At 72.4% G+C, this 21,818-nt stretch carries 23 protein-coding genes; 5 read left to right on the top strand and 18 right to left on the bottom strand.

The features are described from left to right. Positions 1-83 precede the first annotated feature (83 nt). Positions 84-785, top strand: coding sequence for an aspartate/glutamate racemase family protein (locus AOM05_RS03600; protein ID WP_062519492.1), 702 nt, complete (start codon positions 84-86; stop codon positions 783-785). A gap of 21 nt (positions 786-806) precedes the next feature. Here the strand turns inward: AOM05_RS03600 and AOM05_RS03595 are convergent, their stop codons facing one another. Together AOM05_RS03595 and AOM05_RS14485 are read right to left on the bottom strand one after the other, a co-directional pair. After that, positions 807-2,453: an amidohydrolase gene (locus AOM05_RS03595; protein WP_062519644.1), complete on the bottom strand. Its 1,647-nt coding sequence runs from the start codon at positions 2,451-2,453 to the stop codon at positions 807-809. Positions 2,454-2,455: 2 nt separating this feature from the next. Continuing rightward, the gene (locus tag AOM05_RS14485; RefSeq protein ID WP_062519490.1) at positions 2,456-3,439 is read right to left on the bottom strand and encodes a GNAT family N-acetyltransferase; all 984 of its coding nucleotides are present in this window, start codon (positions 3,437-3,439) and stop codon (positions 2,456-2,458) included. A gap of 172 nt (positions 3,440-3,611) precedes the next feature. Here AOM05_RS14485 and AOM05_RS03585 point away from each other — a divergent pair, with 172 nt between their 5' ends. Together AOM05_RS03585 and AOM05_RS03580 are read left to right on the top strand one after the other, a co-directional pair. Beyond that, on the top strand, positions 3,612-4,649 hold the full coding sequence (locus AOM05_RS03585) for an LLM class flavin-dependent oxidoreductase (protein WP_062519488.1): 1,038 nt from the start codon (positions 3,612-3,614) through the stop codon (positions 4,647-4,649). Between the two features lie 62 nt (positions 4,650-4,711). Beyond that, positions 4,712-5,059, top strand: a complete 348-nt coding sequence (locus AOM05_RS03580; protein ID WP_062519486.1) for a hypothetical protein — start codon at positions 4,712-4,714, stop codon at positions 5,057-5,059. Between the two features lie 15 nt (positions 5,060-5,074). Here the strand turns inward: AOM05_RS03580 and AOM05_RS03575 are convergent, their stop codons facing one another. After that, positions 5,075-6,445 carry an FAD-binding oxidoreductase gene (locus AOM05_RS03575; RefSeq protein ID WP_062519485.1) on the bottom strand — a complete coding sequence of 457 codons (1,371 nt, stop codon included), beginning with the start codon at positions 6,443-6,445 and terminating at the stop codon, positions 5,075-5,077. A 148-nt stretch (positions 6,446-6,593) separates the two neighbouring features. Here AOM05_RS03575 and AOM05_RS03570 point away from each other — a divergent pair, with 148 nt between their 5' ends. After that, on the top strand, positions 6,594-7,733 hold the full coding sequence (locus tag AOM05_RS03570) for a helix-turn-helix transcriptional regulator (RefSeq protein ID WP_062519484.1): 1,140 nt from the start codon (positions 6,594-6,596) through the stop codon (positions 7,731-7,733). Between the two features lie 7 nt (positions 7,734-7,740). On the opposite strand, the gene AOM05_RS14715 is transcribed toward AOM05_RS03570, so the two are convergent. The 3 genes from AOM05_RS14715 to purS all read right to left on the bottom strand — a co-directional run bounded on the left by AOM05_RS14715 (position 7,741) and on the right by purS (position 9,610). Beyond that, complete coding sequence (locus AOM05_RS14715; RefSeq protein WP_369401111.1) at positions 7,741-8,535, bottom strand: antibiotic biosynthesis monooxygenase; 795 nt, start codon at positions 8,533-8,535, stop codon at positions 7,741-7,743. Positions 8,536-8,651: 116 nt separating this feature from the next. Beyond that, positions 8,652-9,356, bottom strand: coding sequence for a phosphoribosylformylglycinamidine synthase subunit PurQ (gene purQ, locus AOM05_RS03560; protein ID WP_062519482.1), 705 nt, complete (start codon positions 9,354-9,356; stop codon positions 8,652-8,654). Further along, positions 9,353-9,610 (bottom strand): phosphoribosylformylglycinamidine synthase subunit PurS, encoded by a 258-nt coding sequence (gene purS / locus AOM05_RS03555; protein WP_062290797.1) that lies wholly within the window; start codon positions 9,608-9,610, stop codon positions 9,353-9,355. Before purS ends, purQ begins: the two co-directional genes overlap by 4 nt. Positions 9,611-9,675: 65 nt before the next feature. Here purS and AOM05_RS03550 point away from each other — a divergent pair, with 65 nt between their 5' ends. Continuing rightward, positions 9,676-10,383: a trimeric intracellular cation channel family protein gene (locus AOM05_RS03550; RefSeq protein ID WP_062519481.1), complete on the top strand. Its 708-nt coding sequence runs from the start codon at positions 9,676-9,678 to the stop codon at positions 10,381-10,383. A gap of 8 nt (positions 10,384-10,391) precedes the next feature. Here the strand turns inward: AOM05_RS03550 and AOM05_RS03545 are convergent, their stop codons facing one another. From AOM05_RS03545 to purT, 12 genes are all read right to left on the bottom strand, one after another. After that, positions 10,392-10,883 (bottom strand): hypothetical protein, encoded by a 492-nt coding sequence (locus AOM05_RS03545; protein WP_156165013.1) that lies wholly within the window; start codon positions 10,881-10,883, stop codon positions 10,392-10,394. Further along, entirely contained in the window at positions 10,859-11,335 is a 477-nt protein-coding gene (locus tag AOM05_RS03540; protein WP_062519478.1) for a hypothetical protein, read from the bottom strand. The genes AOM05_RS03545 and AOM05_RS03540 overlap by 25 nt, the downstream gene beginning before the upstream one ends. A 65-nt stretch (positions 11,336-11,400) precedes the next feature. Further along, positions 11,401-12,297 (bottom strand): phosphoribosylaminoimidazolesuccinocarboxamide synthase, encoded by an 897-nt coding sequence (locus AOM05_RS03535; RefSeq protein ID WP_062519477.1) that lies wholly within the window; start codon positions 12,295-12,297, stop codon positions 11,401-11,403. Then, positions 12,297-13,565, bottom strand: a complete 1,269-nt coding sequence (gene purD, locus AOM05_RS03530) for a phosphoribosylamine--glycine ligase (RefSeq protein ID WP_062519476.1) — start codon at positions 13,563-13,565, stop codon at positions 12,297-12,299. Before purD ends, AOM05_RS03535 begins: the two co-directional genes overlap by 1 nt. 119 nt (positions 13,566-13,684) lie before the next feature. Continuing rightward, a complete protein-coding gene (locus AOM05_RS03525; protein ID WP_156165012.1) occupies positions 13,685-14,212 on the bottom strand; it encodes a hypothetical protein in 528 nt (175 codons plus the stop codon). Positions 14,213-14,499: 287 nt separating this feature from the next. Next, entirely contained in the window at positions 14,500-15,792 is a 1,293-nt protein-coding gene (locus AOM05_RS03520) for an adenylosuccinate synthase (RefSeq protein ID WP_062519471.1), read from the bottom strand. Between the two features lie 124 nt (positions 15,793-15,916). Then, complete coding sequence (gene fbaA, locus AOM05_RS03515) at positions 15,917-16,936, bottom strand: class II fructose-bisphosphate aldolase (RefSeq protein ID WP_062519469.1); 1,020 nt, start codon at positions 16,934-16,936, stop codon at positions 15,917-15,919. 154 nt (positions 16,937-17,090) lie between these two features. After that, entirely contained in the window at positions 17,091-17,759 is a 669-nt protein-coding gene (locus AOM05_RS03510) for a TrmH family RNA methyltransferase (RefSeq protein WP_174442352.1), read from the bottom strand. Beyond that, positions 17,752-18,957: an ABC transporter permease gene (locus AOM05_RS03505; RefSeq protein ID WP_228373190.1), complete on the bottom strand. Its 1,206-nt coding sequence runs from the start codon at positions 18,955-18,957 to the stop codon at positions 17,752-17,754. Before AOM05_RS03505 ends, AOM05_RS03510 begins: the two co-directional genes overlap by 8 nt. After that, entirely contained in the window at positions 18,954-19,850 is an 897-nt protein-coding gene (locus tag AOM05_RS03500; protein WP_062519465.1) for an ABC transporter ATP-binding protein, read from the bottom strand. The genes AOM05_RS03505 and AOM05_RS03500 overlap by 4 nt, the downstream gene beginning before the upstream one ends. A 39-nt stretch (positions 19,851-19,889) precedes the next feature. Further along, the gene (locus tag AOM05_RS03495; protein ID WP_062519464.1) at positions 19,890-20,585 is read right to left on the bottom strand and encodes a DUF2786 domain-containing protein; all 696 of its coding nucleotides are present in this window, start codon (positions 20,583-20,585) and stop codon (positions 19,890-19,892) included. A 21-nt stretch (positions 20,586-20,606) separates the two neighbouring features. After that, a complete protein-coding gene (gene purT, locus AOM05_RS03490) occupies positions 20,607-21,812 on the bottom strand; it encodes a formate-dependent phosphoribosylglycinamide formyltransferase (protein ID WP_062519463.1) in 1,206 nt (401 codons plus the stop codon). Positions 21,813-21,818 lie beyond the last annotated feature (6 nt).

Below are 21,818 nucleotides of genomic sequence, written 5' to 3'. Positions count from 1 at the left end.
ACAGCGTAAAGGAAGGTTCGGACGGCGGCATAGGGGCCAAGGACCCACGCCGTGGCACCGGCGTCCGTGGCTAGGGTCGGACCATGCGCACCTCCCCTCGACGGATCGGCCTGCTCGGCGGCATCACGTGGCACTCGACCCTGGTCTACGAGACGCTGCTCCACGAGGGCGTCGCCGCGGCGCTGCCGGGCCGCACCGCCGACCTGGTGATCCGTCACTACGACTTCGGTGCGATCGCCGCGGCGCAGGAGGCGGGCGACTGGGACGGGCTCGCGGCGACCTTCGGGCGCGACGCCCGCTGGCTGGTCGAGGGCGGCGCGGAGGCGATCCTCATCTGCGCCAACACCATGCACGTGGTCGCGGACCAGGTGGAGCAGGCCGCGGGGGTCCCGGTCATCAACGTCATCGATGAGACGGCGGCGGCGATCCGCGCGGCGGGGCTGGACACGGTCGCGCTGCTGGGCACGGGCTTCACCATGCGGATGCCGTTCTACCGTGAGCGCCTCGCGGCGGGCGGCGTCGAGGCGCTGGTGCCCGACGAGCCCCGCCTCGCCGAGGTCCACTCCCTCATCTACGACAAGCTCGCGCGCGGCGTGGTCGAGGACCAGGGCCGCACGCTCATGCGCGCCGCGACCGAGGAGCTGGTGGCGCGCGGCGCCGGCGGCGTCATCGCCGGCTGCACGGAGATCCCCATGGTGATGACCGCGGAGGACGTGGACGTGCCGTACTTCGACGCGCTCGCGCTGCACGCCGAGGCGGCGGTGCGGTTCGCGCTCGAGGACTGACGGCCCACTACGCCGCGTCCGTCACCCGCGCGCGACCACCTCGCCGCCCAGCACCGTGACCGCGGTGCGGGTGGTCCAGATCTCCTCGGGATCGCCGTCGAACGGGTCGCGCGAGGCGACGCACAGGTCCGCCCGTGCGCCCACCTCGATCACGCCCGAGCCGTCGAGCCCCAGCAGCCCATGCGAGCCCGCGGTGTACGCGCGCAGCGCCTCCGCGAGCGTCAACGCCTCGCCCGGGTTGAGCGGCGGCGCGTCCGAGCCGGGCTCCCTGCGCGTCACCGCCGTGTGGATCGCCTGCCAGGGGTCCGGGGTGGACACGGGCCAGTCGGAGCCCATCGCGAGCGCGGCGCCCGCACGCAGGAAGGAACCGAACGGGTACTGCCAGGCGGCCCGCCGCTCCCCCAGGATCGGCACCGTGAGCTCCGTCATCTGCGCCTCGTTGCGCGCCCACAGGGCCTGCGCGTTGACCGTCACCCCGAGCGCCGCGAACCGCGGCACGTCCGCGGGGTCGACCACCTGGACGTGCGCGATGTGGTGGCGGCGTCGGGTCCTGTCCGCGGCAGGGATGGCCTCGATCGCGTCGAGCGCGTCCGTGACCGCGCGGTCGCCGATCGCGTGGAGGTGCAGCGCGAAGCCCTCCGCCGCGAGCGCGACGACGACGGCGGCCAGCACCTCGCGGCCGAAGTACGCGATGCCGCGCCCGTCCGCGCCGTCCCGCGCGCAGTCGCAGCCGTCCACCAGGTAGGGCTCGTGCATGGCGGCGGTGCGGTTCTCCGCCACGCCGTCGACCATGATCTTCGCCGTCGAGGTGTCGAAACCGCGCGCCGCGTTCGCGTCGCGGCGGCGCACCAGGTCCGCGACCATCGCCGGCACGGTCGCGAGGGTGACGTCGCGCGGCACCCACAGCGCGCCCGACACCCGCGCGGCGAGCCCGCCCGACCCGAGGAGGTCGCCGTACGCGTCGGAGGCGTCGCGGTGGCCGCCGTACTCGCCCACGATCGCCTCCTGCCATGCCGTCACCCCGAACCCCAGGAGGGACGATGCGGCGGCGGCCAGTCCCGCGCGCGCGGCCTCCGCGGTGATGGGAGGGAGGTACGGCTCGACCAGCGCCATGGCGCCCTCGTGGAGGGTGCCGGTGGGGGCGCCGGTCGCGTCGCGCTCGATGCGGCCGTCCTCGGGGTCGGGGGTGGCGGCGTCGATGCCCGCCGCGCGCAGCGCCGCGGTGTTGACCCACGCGCCGTGGTGGTCGGCGTTGACCAGGAACGCCGGAACGTCTCCGGTGACGGCGTCGAGCGCGGCCGCGGTCGGGGTGCCGCCCTCGTAGTCGGACATGTGCCAGCCGCCGCCGACGATCCACGGCCCGTCGTGGGCACCCGCATACGCGGATACGAGCGCGAGGCACGCCTCGGCGCCGTGCGCGCCGCTCACGTCGAGCCCGAGCATCTCGATGCCCGCCATCGCCGCGTGCACGTGCGCGTCGGCGAAGCCCGGGTGCACCAGGCCGCCGCGAGCGTCCACGACCAGGGCGCCCGCCGCATCGTCCGTCCGGGCGAGGACCTCGCCCGCGCCCACCGCCGCGATCCGGCCGTCCACGGCGAGGACAGCGTCTCCCGGAAGGAACGCGCCGTCCGACCAGAGCCGGCCGTTGCGGATCAGCAGCGCGCCCACGCTCACCACCCCGCCGCGTCGAGCACGTCCGCGGCCGACTCCTCGGGCGTGCGACCGCTGTTGTCCACCGCGGCGTCGTCGATGCCGAGCGCCTCGAGCTCGTCGGCCTGCTCGGCGGTGCGGGGCACCGCCCAGTCGAGCCACCGCTCGGAGGTCTCGCGCCGGCGCAGGCGTGCGACGCGCTCCTCGAGCGGCGCCGTCACGCGCACCACGGTGACCTCGGCGGGCCCGCCGGGCCCCGCGAGGGCGTGGGCGATCGCGTCGCGGTCCGCCGCGTCCTCGAGGATGCGCGGCATCACCAGCAGCCCGAACCCGTGCCGCCGGTGCACCGGGGCGAGCGCCGTCAGGCATTCGAGCAGGAGCGCCTGGTTGACCATGTCCCCGGGCGGGGACGGGTACGCCTCGCACAGCACGTCCGCGTCGAGGAACACCGTCCGGGCGCCGCGCAGCGCGAGCGCCGAGTGCGCGGACTCCGCCACGGACGTCTTGCCTGCACCCATCGCGCCCGTGAGGACCAGCACCCGGACGGGCAGGTCGATGCCGTAGCAGATCGAGTCGGGCTCGTCCTTGTACTCGCCGTATCCCGGGATGCGGGTATAGCCCAGGCGGCCGTACAGGGCGAGCGCCTCGGGCTGCTCGGTGCCGGTCTCGAGGACGATGCGCGTGGCGCCCGCGCGCCGGGCGATCGCCTCCGCGGCACCCATCATCACCTTGGAGTGGCCGTTGCCGCGGTGCCCGGGGCGCACGAAGAGCCGCTTGAGCTCGATCGATCCCGCGCCGGTCGGGTACGGCGACCAGCGCAGGACGGCGCTCGCGACGGGCTCGCCGTCGTCGGCGTACCCGACGAGCGAGGCGACCAGCGTGGGGAAGCGCGTCTCGAGGACCAGGTCGGGGCTGTCGTAGCGGCGCGCGAGGTCGGCCTGCTGCTCGGCCCACAGCTCGTGGGCGTCGGGGTGGTCGGCATCCACGCGGCGGACGGTGATCATGGGCTCAGGCTAGCGACCCGCCCTCCCTCCGTTCCGCACGGTCGCCGGCGCGACACGCGGGGGGTCGCGCGCGAGAATGGGCTGGAAGGCGGCGTGTCGCGGGCGCGACCGTGCGGACCGCACAGGGGGCGCCGCGCAGTATGGTTGACACGTCAACATGAGGAGGCGTGGCGTGCGCAAGGTGGGTTTCCTGTCCTTCGGATGGTGGTCGGCGGCGCCCGGCTCCAAGGTCCGCACCGCATCCGACGCGATGCTCGACACCGTGCGCCTCGCGGAGGCCGCCGAGGACGCGGGCATCGACGGCGCCTGGATCCGCGTCCACCACTTCGAGCAGTGCCTCGCGTCCCCGTTCCCGCTGCTGTCCGCGATGGGCGCGCGGACCGAGCGGATCGAGCTCGGCACCGGCGTCATCAACATGCGCTACGAGAACCCGCTGTACATGGCGGAGGCCGCCGCGACCGCGGACCTCATCGCCGGCGGGAGGCTCCAGCTGGGCGTGTCCCGCGGCAGCCCGGAACCGGCCGCTGACGGCCCGGCGACGTTCGGCTACCCGCTCGGATTCGGCGACACCCCCGCGCTCGACGCGGCGCGCCGCATCGCGCGCTTCCGGGAGGCGATCGCGGGCGAAGGGATCGCGGAGCCCGGCCCCCGCGCGCACATCCGCGAGGGCGAGCTGCTGCCCCTGCAGCCGCACTCCCCCGGGTTGTCGGACCGCATCTGGTACGGCGCGGGCGGCATCGACTCGGCACGTCGCACGGGAGAGCTGGGCATGCACCTCATGTCCTCGACGCTGGTGCTCGAGGCCACGGGCGAGCCGCTGGGAGTGGTGCAGGCGCGTCAGATCCAGGAGTTCCGCGACGCGTGGCGCGAGGCCGGCCACGCCGGCGCACCGCGCGTCTCCGTGTCGCGCAGCATCATGCCGATCGTCGACGACACGTCCCACACCTACTTCCACCCGTACCTCGAGCGCGACCGGATGGGCGGCAACCGCGACCAGATCGGCGAGATCGACAACACCGTGTCCACGTTCGGCAAGACGTACGTGGGCGACCTCGACAAGCTCGAGCGGGAGCTGCGCGAGGACCAGGCGGTGATGGAGTCGGACACGCTGCTGGTGACGGTGCCCAACCAGCTCGGCGCGGACTTCAACCACGGGACGTTCCGCGCGCTCGCCGAGCTTCGCGACCGCCTCGCGCGCGTGGCGCTGTAGCCCGCGCCACGGTCGCGCCGGCGGCCATGGACCCAGGGACGATGCGCCGGTACAGTCGCCGCATGACCGCCTCGCTCGCGCGCTCATCGATGGTGCTGGCCGTGCTGAGCACCGTCATGCTCGCGGGCGGCGCAGCGTGGTTCACGGTCGAGGCGTGGCCCGCGGCAGACGCGGGCGCCCATCTGGTCATCGGCGCTTGCCTCGCGATCGGGATGGCCTGCTCCGTGGCCGCCGTCCTGCTGGCGCGGGCCGACCGCTGGGGGTGGGCCGCCGCTGCGGCGCTCGTCGCGGTGGTCACCCCGACGGGCTTCGCCTACCTGGGCAACGCCGCGACGTTCGCGCTCGCGGTCTGCGCCGCAGCGCTCGCGGCGCGGCTGCGCGACCGCCGGAGGGTCGCGCAGCCGCTGTGACCACGGGCCTCGACGTCAATCGACGGGGTGGCCGGCGGTGAACATGCCGGTCGGGTCGTAGACAGCCTTGAGCTCGCGCAGGCGCGTGGCCGCGTCGCCGAACCCTTGCTCGCGGCTCACGTCCCCGTCGATGAACGTGAGAGCGAGCGACGGCGCGTGCCAGTCGACCATCGCCGCGACGAGCGCGTGGACCGCCGCGCGGGCGGCAGGCGCGACGTCCGGGAACGGCACCATGGCGATTCCCGCGAGCAGGTAGTCGCCCGCGAGCGATCCGACGGCTCCGGCGCCGTCGGGGCGGCGCGCGGCGGCGCCTCCCACGTGACGCACCTCCGCGAAGGACAGGCCCGTGGTCGACATCGCCGCGGCGAGCCACGCGTCCACCGCGCTTCCCGCGAACGAGCCGAGCATGGCGCCCGTCGACATCGCCGGGGTCGGCTCCGGCGGGTCCATGTGCATGTGCACCAGCTCCGCGGCGGGGATCCGCGCGAAGGTATCCATCTCGGGTGAAAGCGCGCGCAACGGCGCGATGATCCCGGCCGCGGCATCGTCCCCCTCGAGGACCACGCCGTCGATCACCACCACGCTGCGACCCGACAGGAAGGGCGGCAGCTCGGGCAGCGGCGGGAAGTGCATGATCCGCAGCGATGTCGAGACGCTCTCGGGCGCGGTGCGGGTCCATGCCGACCACGCATGCGCCACCTCGACGGCGCGCGTGGCGTCCCACAGGAGCATGCCGGCGAAGAGATCGGCGTACGGCAGCAGGTCGATCTCGATCGAGACGACGATGCCGAACGCACCCGAGCCCCCACGGACGGCCCAGAAGAGCTCCGAGTTCTCCGCGGCGCTCGCGCGAACGAGCCGTCCATCGGCGGTGACGATCTGCACCGCGCGCACGGAGTTGACGGCGAGCCCGTGGGTCCGCGCGAAGAACGACAGCCCACCGCTGAGCGAGTAGCCGACCACGCCGACGTCTCCCGCGCTGCCGTGCATCGCGGTGAGACCGTGCGGGGCGGCCTGGGCGACCACGTCGTTCCACTGCGAGCCCCCGAGGACCCGAGCGGTGCGAGCGGCGGGGTCGACGGTTGCGCCCCGCAGCCCGGAAAGGCTGAGCAGGATCGCGTCGGAGAGGTCGGAGTCCGCGAGCGCGCCGGCACCGTGACCCGTGGACTGGGGCGCGACGCGGAGGCCCACCGAGGCGGCGGCGCGAACGATGTCGACCACGTCCTCGGCCGACTCGGGCCGCGCGACGGCGAAGGGGCGCTGGTCGATCGCGCGGTTCCAAGGGAGCCTCGCCGACTCGTAGGCGGCGTCTCCCGGGAGCGCGATGCGGTCGCCGAGCAGGTCGGTCAGGCCAGCTGTCGTGGCGAGGGATTGCTGGATGGTCATGAGGGTTCCTTCGGTGTGGGTGAAGCCTGTGGACGGCGACCAGCGTGCGTCGAGGCAGGGCCTCTGCGGTATCCCGGGGTCCAGGGATTTCTCACACCCCCAGAAGTGTGGGATAGCGTGACGAATCGGACAGGCGCACACTCGTCTCATGCCGAGCCCCACGTCCGCCCAGCTCGCGCTGGGACGCGCACGCAGCGACATCGATGTCCTGTCCCGCGCCGGTCTGCCGCTTCACCACTTCCTCGACGAGGCCGTCGACGTCGTGGAACGCGCCCTCCCGATCGTCGGCGGCTGCGTCGCGACCCTCGACCCGGCGACCGCGATGGTGTCCAACAGCTGGAAGTTCTCGGACCTCGCCGGGCGCAACGAGGCCGACGTCCAGTGGGCGCAGATCGAGTATGGCGGCGGTGACCCGACCGCGATCCAGGCGATGGTGCGGCAGGGCACCGCGACGGTCGGCATGCACCACCTCACGCACGGCGCGGTCGAGTCCTCCACCCGCATGGCCGAGGTGATGCTCCCCTACTACGACTTCCATGACGAGGCGCGGACCGTGCTTCGCGACCGCCACGGCGCCTGGGGTGCCGTGGCGGTGTTCCGCGGAAGCGACGACAGGCCCTTCGCCCCTGATGAGCTCGCGTTCCTGGCCGAGATGGCGCCGGCGTTCACCCGCGGCATCCGTGTCGGGATGCTCGCCCAGGTGGGCGCCGTCCGCAGCGACTGCCCGACGGGTCCGGCCGTCATGATCGTGGACGGCCAGGATCGCCTGGTCCAGGCGAGCGCGGGCGCCGCCACTCACCTCGAGCAGCTTGCCACCTCACCCGCGGCCGGCGACCCGCTCTCGATGGTCCACGCGCTGGTCGGCGCGGCGCGGCGCCTCGCGCGAGGCGAGACGGATCAGACGCCCCGGGCGCGCGTGCGCACGAGCGAGGGCATCTGGCTGCTGCTGCACGCGTCGCCGCTGGGAGGCGCAGGCGACCGTGCCGGCGACGTGGTCATCACCATCGAGGAGGCACGCCCTCAGGAGGTGATCGACCTGGTCGCCGACGCCTTCGGCCTCACCGCGCGCGAGCGGGACGTCACGGCCCAGGTGCTCCGCGGCGCGGACACCAAGGAGATCGCCGGCGCGATCCACGTGTCGCCGTACACGGTGCAGGACCACCTCAAGTCGATCTTCGACAAGGCGGGCGTGGCGAGCAGACGCGAGCTGGTGTCGCGCGTCTACTTCGACCAGTACATGCCGGGGCGCCTCGCTGAGGGTGCGGGCTCGGTCGGCTCCGCGGCTTGAGAGGGCGCTAGGGGCGGGGATCCGACTCCGCGCGCACGAGCCTGAACCTCTCGCACACGACGGGCATGTCCGCGCGGAACCCCTGTGGGGAGTACGTGCGCCAGAACTCCTCGTGAACGGCGCGCCAGTACTCGAGCGACCGGTCGCCTTCGCCCTCCAACGCAGCATGCTCAGGGGTGACCTCGGTGAACGGCACCACGTCCACCGCGGTGGTCTCGACGAGCGCGCGTGGCCTGCCCGAGCCGTCGAGGATGATGCTCAGCGTCCCGGCCTCGGGCACCGCCTCGCCCTCGTCCGCGTAGTCGCGGAGCGAGGACGCCGTACCCGTCTTGACCCCCGCGAGCACCAGTTCGAGCAGCCCATCCGCCGTCCCCGCGGTCACGCCGAAGCACCACGCCTCGGGCTCGGGCTCAGGGAGCGCGGGCATGTCCTCGCGGCACCGCGCCCAGAACGCCGTCACCGCCGCCGCGTCCGCATCGCGGGCCTCGTCGAGCCACGCCGCGCTGCCGCTGGCGAGCTCGTCGGCATAGTGAAGGACGGTCGGCACAGGCTCGTAGAACGGGTGCAGGAGCGCGCGCCACTCCTGATAGTCGACCGAGCCACGAAAGCCGACCTCGTGGTCCTCGAGCGTCTCCCACTCGACGGTCAGCAGGTAGGTCGAGGGCTCCTCGACGCCGCGCCTCAGCGAGTGGGACAGGTAGCCGTGCTGGCGAGCGATGATGCGTTCGGCGGAGCGGAAGGCGCGCTCGAAGGCGGGCTCGTACCCCGCCCGCACCGGCAGGACGACGGACTCGGTGATCACGTGTCTCCTCCGGACGTCAGTCAGTTCCCCATGGGAGGCCAAGAACTCATGAAACCGTCGCTGAGCTCCCCATGGCGCGACACTTCGCGAGGAGGGCGACGCGGGGAACCCGCACCCTACGCGGTGGCGAGCAGTCCCTTGACGGCCGAGGTGAAGAACGCGAGCCCGTCGACGCCGTTGCGGCCCGCCTCGCGCGAGTCGGGACCGAAGCCGGCCTCGACCGCGTGCTCGGGGTGCGGCATGAGGCCCACCACGTTGCCGCGCTCGTTGGTGATGCCGGCGATGTCACGACGCGAGCCGTTCGGGTTCCAGCCGACGTACCGGAACGCGACGCGCCCCTCCGCCTCGAGGGCGTCGAGCGTGCGGTCGTCCGCGACGTACTGACCGTCCTGGTTCTTGAGCGGGATGACGATCTCCTCGCCGTCCCGGTACTCCGTGGTCCAGGCGGTGTCCGCGTTCTCGACGCGCAGCGTCTGGTCACGGCAGATGAACGCGCGGTGGTCGTTCTTGATCATCGAGCCGGGCAGCAGGTGCACCTCGGTAAGCACCTGGAAGCCGTTGCAGATGCCGAGCACGGGCATGCCGCCGCGAGCCGCGTCGACCACCTTCTCCATGATGGGAGCGAAGCGCGCGATGGCGCCGGCGCGGAGGTAGTCGCCGTAGCTGAAGCCGCCGGGCAGCACCACGGCATCGACGTCCTTGAGGTCCGCCTCGGAGTGGAACAGCGCCACGGCCTCGCCACCGGCGAGGCGGACGGCGCGAGCGGCGTCGCGGTCGTCGAGCGTGCCGGGGAAGGTGACGACGCCGACCCGCGCGGTCACGCGGACTCCTGCGCGACCGTCACCTCGACGACGTCCTCGATGACCGGGTTGCTCAGCAGCGTCTCCGCGGCCTCGCGGACCTTGGCGAGGACCTCGTCGGTCACCTCGCCGTCCACGGTGAGCTCGAAGCGCTTGCCCTGGCGGACCTGCGCGATGCCGTCGAATCCCAGGCGGGGCAGGGCGGCGCCGACGGCCTTGCCCTGGGGGTCGAGGATCTCGGGCTTGGGCATGACGTGGACGAGGATCGTGGCCATGGTGTGGATTCTACCGGCGCGCGGAGGCCCGAGTACCCTTGAGCGCCGCTCGAACGGAGACCGCCATGTCCAGCCTCATCACCGCCGTCGATCCCGACGCGATCCTGGTGCACGCGCTCAGCACGCTGCGCGTGGTCCTCGAGTACCTGGGGACGGTCGCGTTCGCGATCTCGGGCGCCGTCGCGGCGAGCCGCCGACGCATGGACCTGGTGGGCGCCGTGGTCCTGGCGAGCCTGGTCGCCGTGGGCGGGGGGACGATGCGCGACCTCCTTCTCCGCCAGCCCGTCTTCTGGATCGAGAACCCCACGCTGGTGGTGGTCGCGATCGCGACGGCGCTCGCGATCGCGCCGTTCGCACGCAACCGGGACCTGGGCGCGCTCGCCCGCCACCGGATCGTGGAGTACTCGGACGCCGCTGGCCTCGCGATCTTCGTGGTGGTCGGCACGGGCATCGCCCTCGACGCCGGCGCGAGCCCGGTCGCGGCGATGATCGTGGGCGTCGCCAACGGCGTCGGCGGCGGCATCCTGCGCGACCTGTTCTCCGCGCAGGTTCCGGAGGTGTTCTGGAACGGGCAGCTCTACGCGACCGCCGCGCTCGGCGGCGCGTTCACCCTGTGGGCCCTCTGGGCGCTCGGCGTGGCGCCGCTGGTGGTGTTCTGGGTGCCGCTGCTGGTGATCCTGGCGCTGCGCGCGCTGTCGCTCACCCGCGGCTGGGGCGTGCCCACCGTCGCCGTGGTCCAGAAGCGCGAGCTCCAGACCGAGAGCCACGCCTAGCTAGCGGTTCAGCACACCCACGAGTAGCGGATCTCCGTGGTGGTGAGCCACGTGTCGAGGTCGCCGCTGTCGGACACCCAGAATGCGAAGCCGCCCTCGAAGACGGTGAGCGTGCCCACGTCGTCCCCCGGCCCCGGTGCCGCCACCGCGGGAAGGAACATGCGCATCGTCCCGCCGCCCATCCCGCCGGACGATGCGGCGGCCGGGACATCCGGGAAGTCGCCTTCGTTGGTCGGATGGAAGGGAAACCAGGTGGTCCCCTCGTGCTCGATGGGCTCGGTGCCGCACGCCGGGTAGCCGGCGACGTTCGGGTATGTGGCCGTGGCCGGACCCGGGATGCCGAGGTCGAGCCCCTCGCCGTGGTCCTCGATCACCACCACCTCGCTGGGCGTCGCACTCGGTGATGCACCCACCGACCCCGGCGCCGCGCAACCCGCCAGCGCCAGAAGCGCGGCCGCGACCACCGTCGCGCGCGTCACGCGCAGCCCTCGATGATCCATGCCGCGTCCGCCTCGGTCGTGGTCAGCTCGATGGTCCAGCGCCCGCCGTACACGTGGAAGACGGCGGAGTCGTCATCCACCTGATCGAAGGTGCCGCGGGTCACCAGCATGTGCTCGTTGGTGAAGGTCGGTCCCGGCTGCGGTAGCCCCCACTGGGCCTCGTCCAGAACCCACGGGGTCGGGCCCGCGTAGTCGTCGCCTGCGAGCTCGGTGCCACCCTCGTACACCCCGGTCGGGTACCAGACGACCCCGTCGAACTCCTGCTGACCGACGCCGCAGTGGGTGGAGTAGAGATCCTCGCCCTCGGTCCAGGTCAGCGACTCGGACTCCGATGGCGAGGCCGCCGGCGACGCTTCGCCCGACCCCGACCCCGATCCCGGCGCCGCGCACGCGCTGAGCAGCGTGCCGAGCACCAGCGCACCCACCACGGCCACGGCCGCGACCACAGGCATCCGTCCCATGCTGGTAGGACGCATGCCGTCGGGATTTCGTTGGGTCGGCTCCTGGTGCCGCGCCGTCAGTGCTTCGCCAACCGGTCGAACGCCTCGACGTAGCGGGCGCGCGTGCGCTCCACCACGTCGGCGGGCAGCGCGGGCGGCGCCACGTCGGACCTCTTGTCCCAGCCCGACTCGGGCGAGGTCAGCCAATCCCGCACGAACTGCTTGTCGTAGCTGGGCTGCGCGTGACCGGGCTCCCACTCGTCGGCGGGCCAGAAGCGGCTCGAGTCCGGCGTGAGGACCTCGTCGCCGAGGATGATCGCGCCCGAGCCGTCGCGGCCGAACTCGAACTTGGTGTCCGCGAGGATGATGCCCTTCGCGGCGGCGATCTCGTGAGCCCGCGTGTAGAGCGCGAGGGTGAGGTCGCGCAGCGCCTCCGCGTCCTCGCGGCCGATCAGCGCGACCACCGCGTCGAAGTCGACGTTCTCGTCGTGCTCGCCCACCTCGGCCTTGGTGGCCGGGGTGAAGATCGGCTCGGGCAGGCGCGAGCCGTCGACCAGGCCGGGGGGCAGCGGGATGCCGCAGACCGTGCCGCTCTCGCGGTACTCCGCCAGGCCCGAACCCGTGAGGTAGCCGCGCGCCACGCACTCGACGGGGAACATGTCGAGCCGCTTGCAGACCATCGCACGACCCTCGACCTCGGCCGGCACGGGCGCCTCGACCGTGTGGTTCGCGACTATGTCGAGCACCTGATCGAACCACCACAGGCTCAGCCCGGTGAGGATGCCGCCCTTGCCGGGGATCTCGGTGGGGAGCACCCAGTCGTAGGCGCTGATGCGGTCGGACGCGACCACGAGCACCACGTCGCCGCGCGGGTGCGGCGTTGCGGGCTCGTACAGGTCGCGGACCTTGCCGGAGTAGACGTGGCGCCAGCCCTCGAGCTCGAGGTGCGCGGGCGGGGTCGCGTGTCCGGGCATCAGGCGCTCGCCTCCTCGGCGGCCTTGGCCGCGATGTCGCGTCGGTGATGGCTTCCCGGGAGGACGATGCGGTCGACCCCCGCGTACGCACGCTCGCGCGCCTCGGTGAGGGTCGCGCCGAGCGCCGTCACGGACAGGACGCGGCCGCCGTTGCTCAGCAGGGTGCCGTCCGCGTCGAGCGCGGTGCCCGCGTGGAGCACGTGGACCGTCTCGACCTGCTCGGCCTCGTCGATGCCGGTGATGGGGTCGCCCTTGCGGGGGTCCGCCGGGTAGTTCTCCGCCGCGACGACCACGGTGACCGCCGCATCGTCCCTCCACTCGAGGGGGTCGATCTCCGCGAGGCGGCCCTGGGCCGCCGCCATGAGGACGCCGGCGAGCGGGGTCGCGAGGCGGGCGAGGACCACCTGAGTCTCGGGATCGCCGAAGCGGGCGTTGAACTCGACGACGCGCGTGCCCTTGGAGGTGAGCGCGAGACCGCAGTACAGGACGCCGATGAAGGGGGTGCCGCGGCGGGCCATCTCGTCGACGGTGGGCTGGGCGACGTCGCGGACGACCTCGTCGACCAGGCCCTCGGGGGCCCACGGGAGCGGGCTGTAGGCGCCCATGCCGCCGGTGTTGGGGCCGGCGTCGGCGTCGTAGGCGCGCTTGAAGTCCTGGGCGGGCTGCAGCGGGACCACCGTGGTGCCGTCGCACAGGCAGAACAGGCTGACCTCGGGGCCGTCGAGGAAGTCCTCGACCACCACGACGCCGCCGCCGCCGAGGATGGCCTCGCCGTGAGCGAGGGCCTCGGCGCGGTCGCTCGTGACCACCACGCCCTTGCCGGCGGCGAGGCCGTCGTCCTTGACCACGTGCGGGGCGCCGAACGCGTCGAAGGCGTCCTCGAGCTGCGCGGTGGTGGTGCAGACGCGGGGCTCGGCGGTCGGGACGTTCGCGGCGGCCATGACCTCCTTGGCGAACGCCTTCGAACCCTCGAGCATCGCGGCCTGGCCGCTGGGGCCGAAGACGGGGATGCCCGCGGTGCGGACCGCGTCGGCGACGCCGGCGACCAGGGGCGCCTCGGGGCCGACCACCACGAGGTCCGCCTTGAGCTGGGTCGCGAGCGAGGCGACGGCGACCGGGTTGGTCGCGTCGACGCCGTGCAGCGTCGCGACATCCGCGATGCCCGGGTTGCCCGGGGCGGCGTGCAGCTGCGTGACGGCGGGGTCGAGGGAGAGGGCGCGGGCGAGGGCGTGCTCGCGCGCGCCGGTGCCGACGAGAAGGATGATCACGCGAGCGAGTCTAGGCGGTGCGCGTGCGGGGGCGAGGTCGGGGGCCGCGCATCGCGGCGGTTCCGGGCAAGGTTGAGGGCCGCGTCCGGGGATGGACGCGGCCCTCGTTGGGGGAACACCTACTCCAGGATCATCAGGTCCAGGTGGATGGCGTAGTAGTTCGCACCCGACGGGTTGTACGGCACGTAGACCTCGGCGAAGCGGTCGGCGGGGTCGAACTTGTGCTTGAACTTGCCGGGCGCCGGGTTGCTGATGCCGCTCGGGTCGGTCGTGTAGTGCGCGATCTTGAGCGCGTTGCCGCCCTGGAAGTAGGCACCGTCCCCGTAGGGCCCGTTCAGGTACACCCGGAGGAGCACCGTGTCACCGGGGCCGTCGTAGACGTAGACGTTGCCCACGTGGAAGTGCTGTCCCGCATAGATCGGGAAGGACTCCGACGGCGGCACCGTCACCGGCGTCCTGGTCAGCTGGATGAACTTCGCCCAGTTGGCGCCAGCGAAGTCGTGGGTGCCGACCCATGCGGTCTCGCCGGTCCAGACGCATTCGTAGCTGCAGGTGGAGGCCGTCGGCCCCTCGTCAGCGGATGCCGCCGTCGCGGGGACCCCGATCGCCAACGCAGCGGCGAAAAGGGTCGCGAAAATCTTCCTCATCGAAGTACCCCCCAGAGATGTCGCGTGGCCCCCCTCTGAAGCCCGCGGGGATCCTGTCCCGATTCGGACGCTATATCCCTTTTGTCATATAAGCAATCGCAACGTTGCGACTTTGTTTCGCGAAGCCGCTCGCGGGCGGGCGATTCCGTCGCCCACCGCGACCAGGTTCCACACCCGAGGCGGGGTGTGAACGGTCACGCGATGCACCTGGCGGCGCGTTCCTCGAGGAACGCGCCGCCAGGTGCAGAACTCGTGTGAGAACGGTCGGCGGACTTCCGTCCGGGACCTCAGCGCGCGTGGAGCAGGTCGTTGATCTGGATGATCTCGTCGCGGCCGGGGCCCACGCCGATGGTCGAGATCCGGCAACCCGAGAGCTCCTCGACCGCCTTGACGTAGTCCTGCGCCGCACCCGGGAGGTCGGAGAACTCCCGGGCGCCCGAGATGTCCTCGTCCCAGCCGGGGAACGTCTCGTAGACCGGCTCGGCGGCCGCGAAGGCGGCCTGGTCGAGCGGGAGGTCCTGGTGGCGGACGCCGTCGACGTCGTAGCTCACGCACACCGGGATCTCCTCGATGCCGGTGAGCACATCGAGCTTGGTGAGCACGATGTCGGTGAGGCCGTTGATGCGCGACGCGTAGCGCGTGATGACCGAGTCGTACCAGCCGCAACGGCGCGGACGCCCGGTGGTGGTGCCGAACTCGTGGCCCACGTCGCGCAGGCGATCGCCCCACTGGTCGAGCAGCTCGGTGGGCATCGGGCCCTCGCCCACGCGGGTGGTGTAGGCCTTCGCGATGCCGATGACGGAGTCGATGCGGGTGGGGCCCACGCCGGACCCGGTGCACGCGCCGCCGGCGGTCGCCGAGGACGAGGTGACGAACGGGTAGGTGCCGTGGTCCACGTCGAGCATGGTCGCCTGGCCGCCCTCGAAGAGGACGTTCTGGCCCTCGTCAAGCGCGCCGTTGAGCACCAGCGAGGTGTCGGTGACGTGCGGCGCGAGGCGGTCGCGGTACGCGAGCAGCTCGTCGGCGACCTCGTCGACGGTGATCGCGCGTCGGTTGTAGACCTTGACCAGCATGTGGTTCTTGGCGACCAGCGATCCCTCGATCTTGTCGCGCAGCACCGTCTCGTCGAACAGGTCGCCCACGCGGATGCCGAGGCGGTTGATCTTGTCGGCGTACGCCGGACCGATGCCGCGGCCGGTGGTGCCGATCTTGCGCTTGCCGAGGAAGCGCTCGGTGACGTTGTCGAGCGTGCGCGCGTACGGCGCGATGATGTGCGCCGCGTTGGACACGAGCAGGTCGGAGGTGTCGACGCCGCGCTCGTTCAGCGCATCGAGCTCCTGGAACAGCACGCGCAGGTCGATGACCACGCCGTTGCCGATCACAGGCGTGCAGCCCGGGGTGAGGATGCCCGACGGCAGCAGGTGCAGGGCGAACTTCTGGTCGCCGATCACCACCGTGTGGCCGGCGTTGTTACCGCCGTTGAACTTCACCACGTAGTCGACTCGCGACCCGAGAAGATCGGTCGCCTTCCCCTTGCCCTCGTCGCCCCACTGGGCGCCGACGATCACTGCTCCGGGCATCGTTCCCTCTCCCTCACCCCGGTGCATGCCGGGGGCTTGGATCCGCGCCCCTAGGGCCCGGACGTACGCGAGCCCCGATCAGTCGGTCCGACCGATCGGGGCTCGCGCCTGCCGAATCTCGGACTTAGATCTTGCGGCCTGCCGAACCGAGCTGCTGGCACGCCTCGACCACGCGGGCGGCCATGCCGGCCTCGGCGAGCTTGCCCCAGGCGCGCGGGTCGTAGGCCTTCTTGTTGCCCCACTCGCCGTCGACCTTGAGGACGCCGTCGTAGTTCTTCATCATGTGGTCGACCACGGGACGCGTGTACGCGTACTGCGTGTCGGTGTCGATGTTCATCTTGATGACGCCGTGCGAGACCGCGGTCGCGATCTCCTCGGCCGTCGAGCCGGAGCCACCGTGGAAGACCAGGTCGAACGGCTTCTCCTTGCCGAACTTCGCGGCCGCGGCGGCCTGGATGTCACCGAGGATCTCGGGACGCAGCTTGACGGCGCCGGGCTTGTAGGCACCGTGCACGTTGCCGAAGGTCATGGCGGTCAGGTAGCGGCCGCGCTCGCCGAGGCCGAGGCGCTCGATGGTGGCGATGCCGTCCTCGGGGGTCGAGTAGAGCTTGTCGTTGACCTCGGCCGAGTGGCCGTCCTCCTCGCCGCCGACGACGCCGATCTCGATCTCGAGGATCGTGTCCGCGGCCTGGGACAGCTCGAGCAGCTCCTCGGCGATGGCGAGGTTCTCCTCCATCGGCACGGACGAGCCGTCCCACATGTGCGAGTTGAAGATCGGGCCCTTGCCGGCCGCGATGGACTCGGCCTCGAGCTTGAGCAGCGGCTTGAGCCACTCCTCGAGGTAGACCTTGTGGCAGTGGTCGGTGTGGAGCGCGATGGTGACGCCGTACTTCTCCGCGACCACGCGGGCGTAGGCGGCGAGCGCGAGCGAACCGACGACCGCGTCCTTGATGGTCGAGCCGGAGGCGTACTGGCCACCGCCCACCGACACCTGGATGATGCCGTCGGACTCGGCCTCCGCGAAGCCCTGGATGGCGGCGGTGACGGACGACGACGACGTGATGTTGATCGCGGGGAACGCGTAGCCGCCGGCCTTGGCGGCGTCCAGCATCGCGGCGTAGGACTCGGTGGTGGCGATAGCCATGGGTAACTCCTGAGCTTGTGCGGATGGAACCGCGGTCCATTCTGTCAGATAACGCAGGCACCCGTGCGGCTAAGGTCCCGGCCGCGAGAGACCGTCCGGGCAGGTAGGGACGATGCGGCGGCCGGGTTCGCGCGGACGCCGCGGATGGCGCGGCTCACCCGCCGTGCCCGGCCGCGACGTCGCCGTGCCGCGCGATCCATGCGTGCATGGCGATCGCGGCCGCCGCACCCGCGTTGATGGAGCGTGTGGACCCGTACTGCGCGATCGCGAGCGTGTCCGTCGCGACCTCGCGCACCGCGTCGGACAGCCCGACGGACTCCTGGCCGAACACCAGCACGCACGCCCGCGGCAGCGCATAGGTCTCCAGCGGCACCGAGCCCGGCAGGTTGTCGATGCCGATGACTGGCAGGCCCTCGGCCACCGCCCAGCCGGCGAGGTCCTCGACCGTCGGGTGGTGGCGGACGTGCTGGTACCTGTCCGTCACCATCGCTCCGCGACGGTTCCAGCGGCGGTTGCCCACGATGTGCACCTCGCGCGCGAGGAACGCGTTCGCGGTCCGCACCACGGAGCCGATGTTGAGGTCGTGCTGCCAGTTCTCGATCGCCACGTGGAACGGGTGCCGGCGCGCGTCGAGGTCCGCGACGATCGCCTCGTGGCGCCAGTAGCGGTAGCGGTCGACCACGTTGCGGCGGTCGCCGTGCTCGAGCAGCTCGGGGTCGAGCCGCTCGTCGGACGGCCACGCGCCCTCCCACGGTCCGACGCCGTGCGCCGGCGCCTGGTCCGCCGCGGGCACCTCGTCGCCGAGCGCAGCGTCGTCAGGCACGCGAGGCGCCCGCCTGCCACGCAGCGAGCACCTTGATGCGCGCGGAGGTGTGCAGCACCGAGCCCGCGTACAGCCGCGCACCGATCCGCACCAGGACGGCGGCGGTGAGGAGCACCAGGATCAGCGCGACCCAGGGCTCCCACGCCGCGGCATCGCCCGTGACCAGGCGCGACGGCATGAGCAGCGGCGCGGTGAGCGGGAAGTAGGACAGGAACACCCGCGCCGGCCCCTCGTCGGTGACGAACAGCGCCGCGAAGAACGGCACCATGACCGCGAGCTGCATGTACAGCGTGGTGGACTGCAGGTCCTCGATGCGGGACGCGAGCGACCCGGCGACGGCCCACAGGCACGCGAGCATGAGGAAGCCGACCACGAAGAAGGCGAGGAACCAGCCGCTCGCGCCGAGCGCCTGCTCGACTATGTCGCCCGAGCCGGTGAGCGACGCCCCGATGAGGCCCGCCGCGAGCATGAGCGCGACCTGTCCGATCGCCATGATCGAGTTGCCCAGCACCTTGCCGGCGAGCAGCCAGCGCACGGGCACCGCGGCGACCAGGAGCTCGACCACGCGGGACTGCTTCTCCTCGACCACCGACTGCGAGATCGAGATCCCGAAGGTGAGCACCACGAAGTAGAAGAGGAAGCCGAACACCATGATGAGGACCTGCGGCGGCACCGCGTAGTCCGGCTCGGGCTCGAGCAGCGTCACCGCCGGCGCCGGCGGCGCGACCAAGGCCGCCACCTCGGCGTCCGTGAGGTCGGCCGCCGCTGCGGCCTCCTCCACCGCGAGCGTGGACGATGCGGCGGTCACCAGGGTCTCGAGGTCGCCGTCCACGCCGTCGCGGGCGGTGATGACCACGGTGCCGTCCTCGATCGACAGGGAGGCATCCACCTCAGGATCGTCGAGAGCCGCGACGGGATCGGACGCGTCGACCACGGTGATGTCGGCCTCGGGCACGCCCGGCGGGCGCTCCTCGGCGGCTCCGAGGGAGGCCGCGAGCTCCGCCACGGGGCGCGCCTCGGCGGTGGTGGCGACCCGCAGCTGCGGCGGGTCGGAGAAGAACAGCGCCGGCACGGCGATCGAGCCGATGATCACCAGCAGGAACACCGCGGTCGAGATGAGGAAGCCGCGGTCGTGCAGCTTCACGCTGATCTCTCGCCCCGCGACCAGGCGGGTCATGCCGCTCGCGGACATGCTCATCGGGCCACCTCCGCGAACAGCTCGGACAGGGACGGCATCACGCGACCGAAGTGCTCCACCGCGCCCGCACCCTGGGCGGCGCGGAGCACATCCTGCGGATCCGCGGCGCGGTCGAGCTCGACCACGGTGCCGCGATCGTCGACGGCGAGCACCTCGACGCCCGCGAGCGCGGGCGACCACCCGGGCGAGCCTCCCACCGCGACGCGGTAGCGCCGGCCCGCGCGTTGCTCGCGCAGCTCCTCGGCGGAGCCCGCGGCGACCACCTCGCCCGCGTGGATGAGCACCAGGTCGTCGCACAGCCGCTCCACCAGGTCCAGCTGGTGGCTCGAGAACAGCACGGGCACGCCGCGATCGGCGCGCTCGCGCAGCCGCGCTGCCATGGTGTCCATCGCGAGGGGGTCGAGCCCGGAAAAGGGCTCGTCGAGGATCAGCACGTCGGGGTCATGCACCAGCGCCGCAGCCACCTGGGCGCGCTGCTGGTTGCCCAGCGAGAGGGTGTGCAGCACGTCCTGGGCGCGCTCCGCGAGCCCGAGGTCCTCGAGCAGCGCGTCGACGCGCCGGACGGCGTCCTCCCGAGACAGCCCGAGCACCCGGCCCAGGTACACCAGCTGGTCGGCCACCTTCATCTGCGGGTACAGGCCGCGCTCCTCGGGCATGTACCCGATCCGGCGGCGCAGCGCGAGGTCGAGCGGCCGCCCGCCGAACGTGACCGCGCCGGTGTCGGGCCGGAGCACGCCTACGATCGCGCGCATCGTGGTGGTCTTGCCCGCGCCGTTGGCGCCGATGAAGCCGGTGAGCCGGCCCGGCCTCACCTCGAACGAGACGCGATCGAGCACGCGCCGATCGCCGAAGGAGTGAGAGAGGCCGTCGATTCTGAGGGTCGCGTCGGTCACCCGAGCGACGCTACCAAGGTCACGTCGCGGCCACGCGCATCACCTCCCGAGCTCCCGCCTGCCCGCCTGGTCGACCTTGCGGCCCAGGGAGATGTCAGCGCGGTGACCCGCCTCCGCGCCCTCGCCCCACCCCTCCCAAGAGTTGAGCACGCGCCGCCGGGCCGCGCGGAGGTTCGGGAACATCTCCTGATAGGCAAGGTCGACCTGCTGCGCGCGATCGAGCAGCACCAGCTCGGAGCCGGTCCCCTCCTCCTCGGCCTCCCGCAGCGCGCCGGCGTAGAACTCCGTGAGGCGTGTCCTCACGGTGCTCGTGAACGACCACGCGAACGCCTTCTTGCGCGACTGGGAGCCGCCGTAGGCGTCCATCTCGAGACGCATCGTCGGCAGCAGCGTCTCGACCAGCGCGGCGACCATCGTGAGGTCGGACGCGAAGCCGACCGTGGTGACGCGCCGGCCCCCGTGCACCACGGAGCGGCAGGAGAACACCCGCGCGATCGCGCACACCAGGATGATCTGGTCCTTGATGTACGGCGCGGTGAAGTCGAACAGACGCGAGGTCGGGGTCTGCGCCTCCTCGCGGGTCATGCGCACGCCGGCCTCGTCGATCGCGAGGCGCACCATGAGCTTCTCGGCACGCTCCCTCGCGAGCGCCTGCTCCTCGGGGTACGGCGAGCCGCCGTCCGCGATCGCGAGCAGCGTCCGGATGCGGTCGATGAGATGGTCGGGAGCGGTCACCCGACCAGGGTCGCACCGTCCTCAGACAGCGGAGGGGTTCTCCACAAGGTCGATCCGCAGCGCCGCGGCGGCGGCCCGGGCCGCCGCGCGTGCCTCGTCCACGGAGGAACCGCGCGCGACGGTGACCGCGACGCGACGGCTGCCCTCGACGCGGGGCTTGCCGAACAGGCGCACGTCCACGCCCGACCCGGCCAGCGCATCATCCACCCCCGAGAACACCGGGACGCCGGAGCCCGACGCGAGGACCGCGCACGAGGCGGCGGGGCCCAGCGACAGCACGCCCGGCACGGGCAGGCCGAGCACGGCGCGCGCGTGGAGCGCGAACTCGGAGAGGTCCTGCGAGGCGAGCGTGACCAGCCCGGTGTCGTGGGGACGGGGCGAGACCTCGGAGAACAGCACCTGGTCGCCGCGCACGAACAGCTCCACGCCGAACACGCCTCGCCCGCCCAGCGCCTCGGTGACGGCGCCCGCGATGCGCCGCGACTCGGCGAGCGCCGCCTCGGACATGGGCTGCGGCTGCCAGGACTCCCGGTAGTCGCCGTCGACCTGGGTGTGCCCCACCGGGTCGAGGAACGTGACGCCGCCCGCGTGGCGGACGGTGAGCTGCGTGATCTCGTAGTCGAAGTCGACGAAGCCCTCCACGATGATCCGCGAGCCCCCGGCGCGCCCGCCCTCGACGGCGTACGTCCACGCCGCGTCCACGTCAGCCGCAGACCGCACCACCGACTGGCCCTTGCCCGAGGAGGACATCACCGGCTTCACCACGCACGGCGCCCCCAGCTCCTCGACGGCGGCGGCGAGCCCGTCGCGCGTGTCGACGAACCGGTACGGCGACGTGGGCAGGCCCAGCTCCTCCGCGGCGAGGCGACGGATGCCCTCGCGGTCCATGGTGAGGATGGTGGCGCGCGCGGTGGGGATCACGGTGGCGAGCCCGGCCTCCTCGACCTCCGCGAGCACGCCCGTCGCGATCGCCTCGATCTCCGGGATCACCAGGTGCGGGCGCTCGGCGGCCAGCAGCGTCCGCAGCGCCTCTGGGTCGAGCATGTCGATCACGTGCGCGCGGTGCGCGACCTGCATCGCGGGCGCGTCGGGATAGCGGTCGACCGCGATCACCTCGACGCCGAGCCGCGTGAGCTCGATCGCGACCTCCTTGCCGAGCTCGCCGGCGCCCAGCAGGAGCGCGCGGGTGGCGGTGGGCGTGAGCGGGGTGCCGAGCGTGACGGTCATGCCGCC

The sequence above is a fragment of the Demequina silvatica genome (genome assembly GCF_000971215.1).
Taxonomy (GTDB): Bacteria; Actinomycetota; Actinomycetes; order Actinomycetales; family Demequinaceae; genus Demequina; species Demequina silvatica.
The sequence above is the reverse complement of the archived record's forward strand: the minus strand, read 5'-3'. Positions and strand labels throughout refer to the sequence as shown.

What these genes read in the sequence shown, in the direction of transcription:
- AOM05_RS03575 (WP_062519485.1), bottom strand. Translation starts at nt 6,445, where the DNA reads ATGACCATCCAGCAATCCCTCGCCACGACAGCTGGCCTGACCGACCTG.
- AOM05_RS03505 (WP_228373190.1), bottom strand. Translation starts at nt 18,957, where the DNA reads ATGAGCATGTCCGCGAGCGGCATGACCCGCCTGGTCGCGGGGCGAGAG.
- AOM05_RS03535 (WP_062519477.1), bottom strand. Translation starts at nt 12,297, where the DNA reads ATGCCCGGACACGCGACCCCGCCCGCGCACCTCGAGCTCGAGGGCTGG.
- AOM05_RS03545 (WP_156165013.1), bottom strand. Translation starts at nt 10,883, where the DNA reads ATGGATCATCGAGGGCTGCGCGTGACGCGCGCGACGGTGGTCGCGGCC.
- purT (WP_062519463.1), bottom strand. Translation starts at nt 21,812, where the DNA reads ATGACCGTCACGCTCGGCACCCCGCTCACGCCCACCGCCACCCGCGCG.
- AOM05_RS03540 (WP_062519478.1), bottom strand. Translation starts at nt 11,335, where the DNA reads ATGCCTGTGGTCGCGGCCGTGGCCGTGGTGGGTGCGCTGGTGCTCGGC.
- AOM05_RS03525 (WP_156165012.1), bottom strand. Translation starts at nt 14,212, where the DNA reads ATGAGGAAGATTTTCGCGACCCTTTTCGCCGCTGCGTTGGCGATCGGG.
- AOM05_RS03600 (WP_062519492.1), top strand. Translation starts at nt 84, where the DNA reads ATGCGCACCTCCCCTCGACGGATCGGCCTGCTCGGCGGCATCACGTGG.
- AOM05_RS14485 (WP_062519490.1), bottom strand. Translation starts at nt 3,439, where the DNA reads ATGATCACCGTCCGCCGCGTGGATGCCGACCACCCCGACGCCCACGAG.
- AOM05_RS03520 (WP_062519471.1), bottom strand. Translation starts at nt 15,792, where the DNA reads ATGCCCGGAGCAGTGATCGTCGGCGCCCAGTGGGGCGACGAGGGCAAG.
- purS (WP_062290797.1), bottom strand. Translation starts at nt 9,610, where the DNA reads ATGGCCACGATCCTCGTCCACGTCATGCCCAAGCCCGAGATCCTCGAC.
- AOM05_RS03550 (WP_062519481.1), top strand. Translation starts at nt 9,676, where the DNA reads ATGTCCAGCCTCATCACCGCCGTCGATCCCGACGCGATCCTGGTGCAC.
- fbaA (WP_062519469.1), bottom strand. Translation starts at nt 16,936, where the DNA reads ATGGCTATCGCCACCACCGAGTCCTACGCCGCGATGCTGGACGCCGCC.
- AOM05_RS03570 (WP_062519484.1), top strand. Translation starts at nt 6,594, where the DNA reads ATGCCGAGCCCCACGTCCGCCCAGCTCGCGCTGGGACGCGCACGCAGC.
- AOM05_RS03580 (WP_062519486.1), top strand. Translation starts at nt 4,712, where the DNA reads ATGACCGCCTCGCTCGCGCGCTCATCGATGGTGCTGGCCGTGCTGAGC.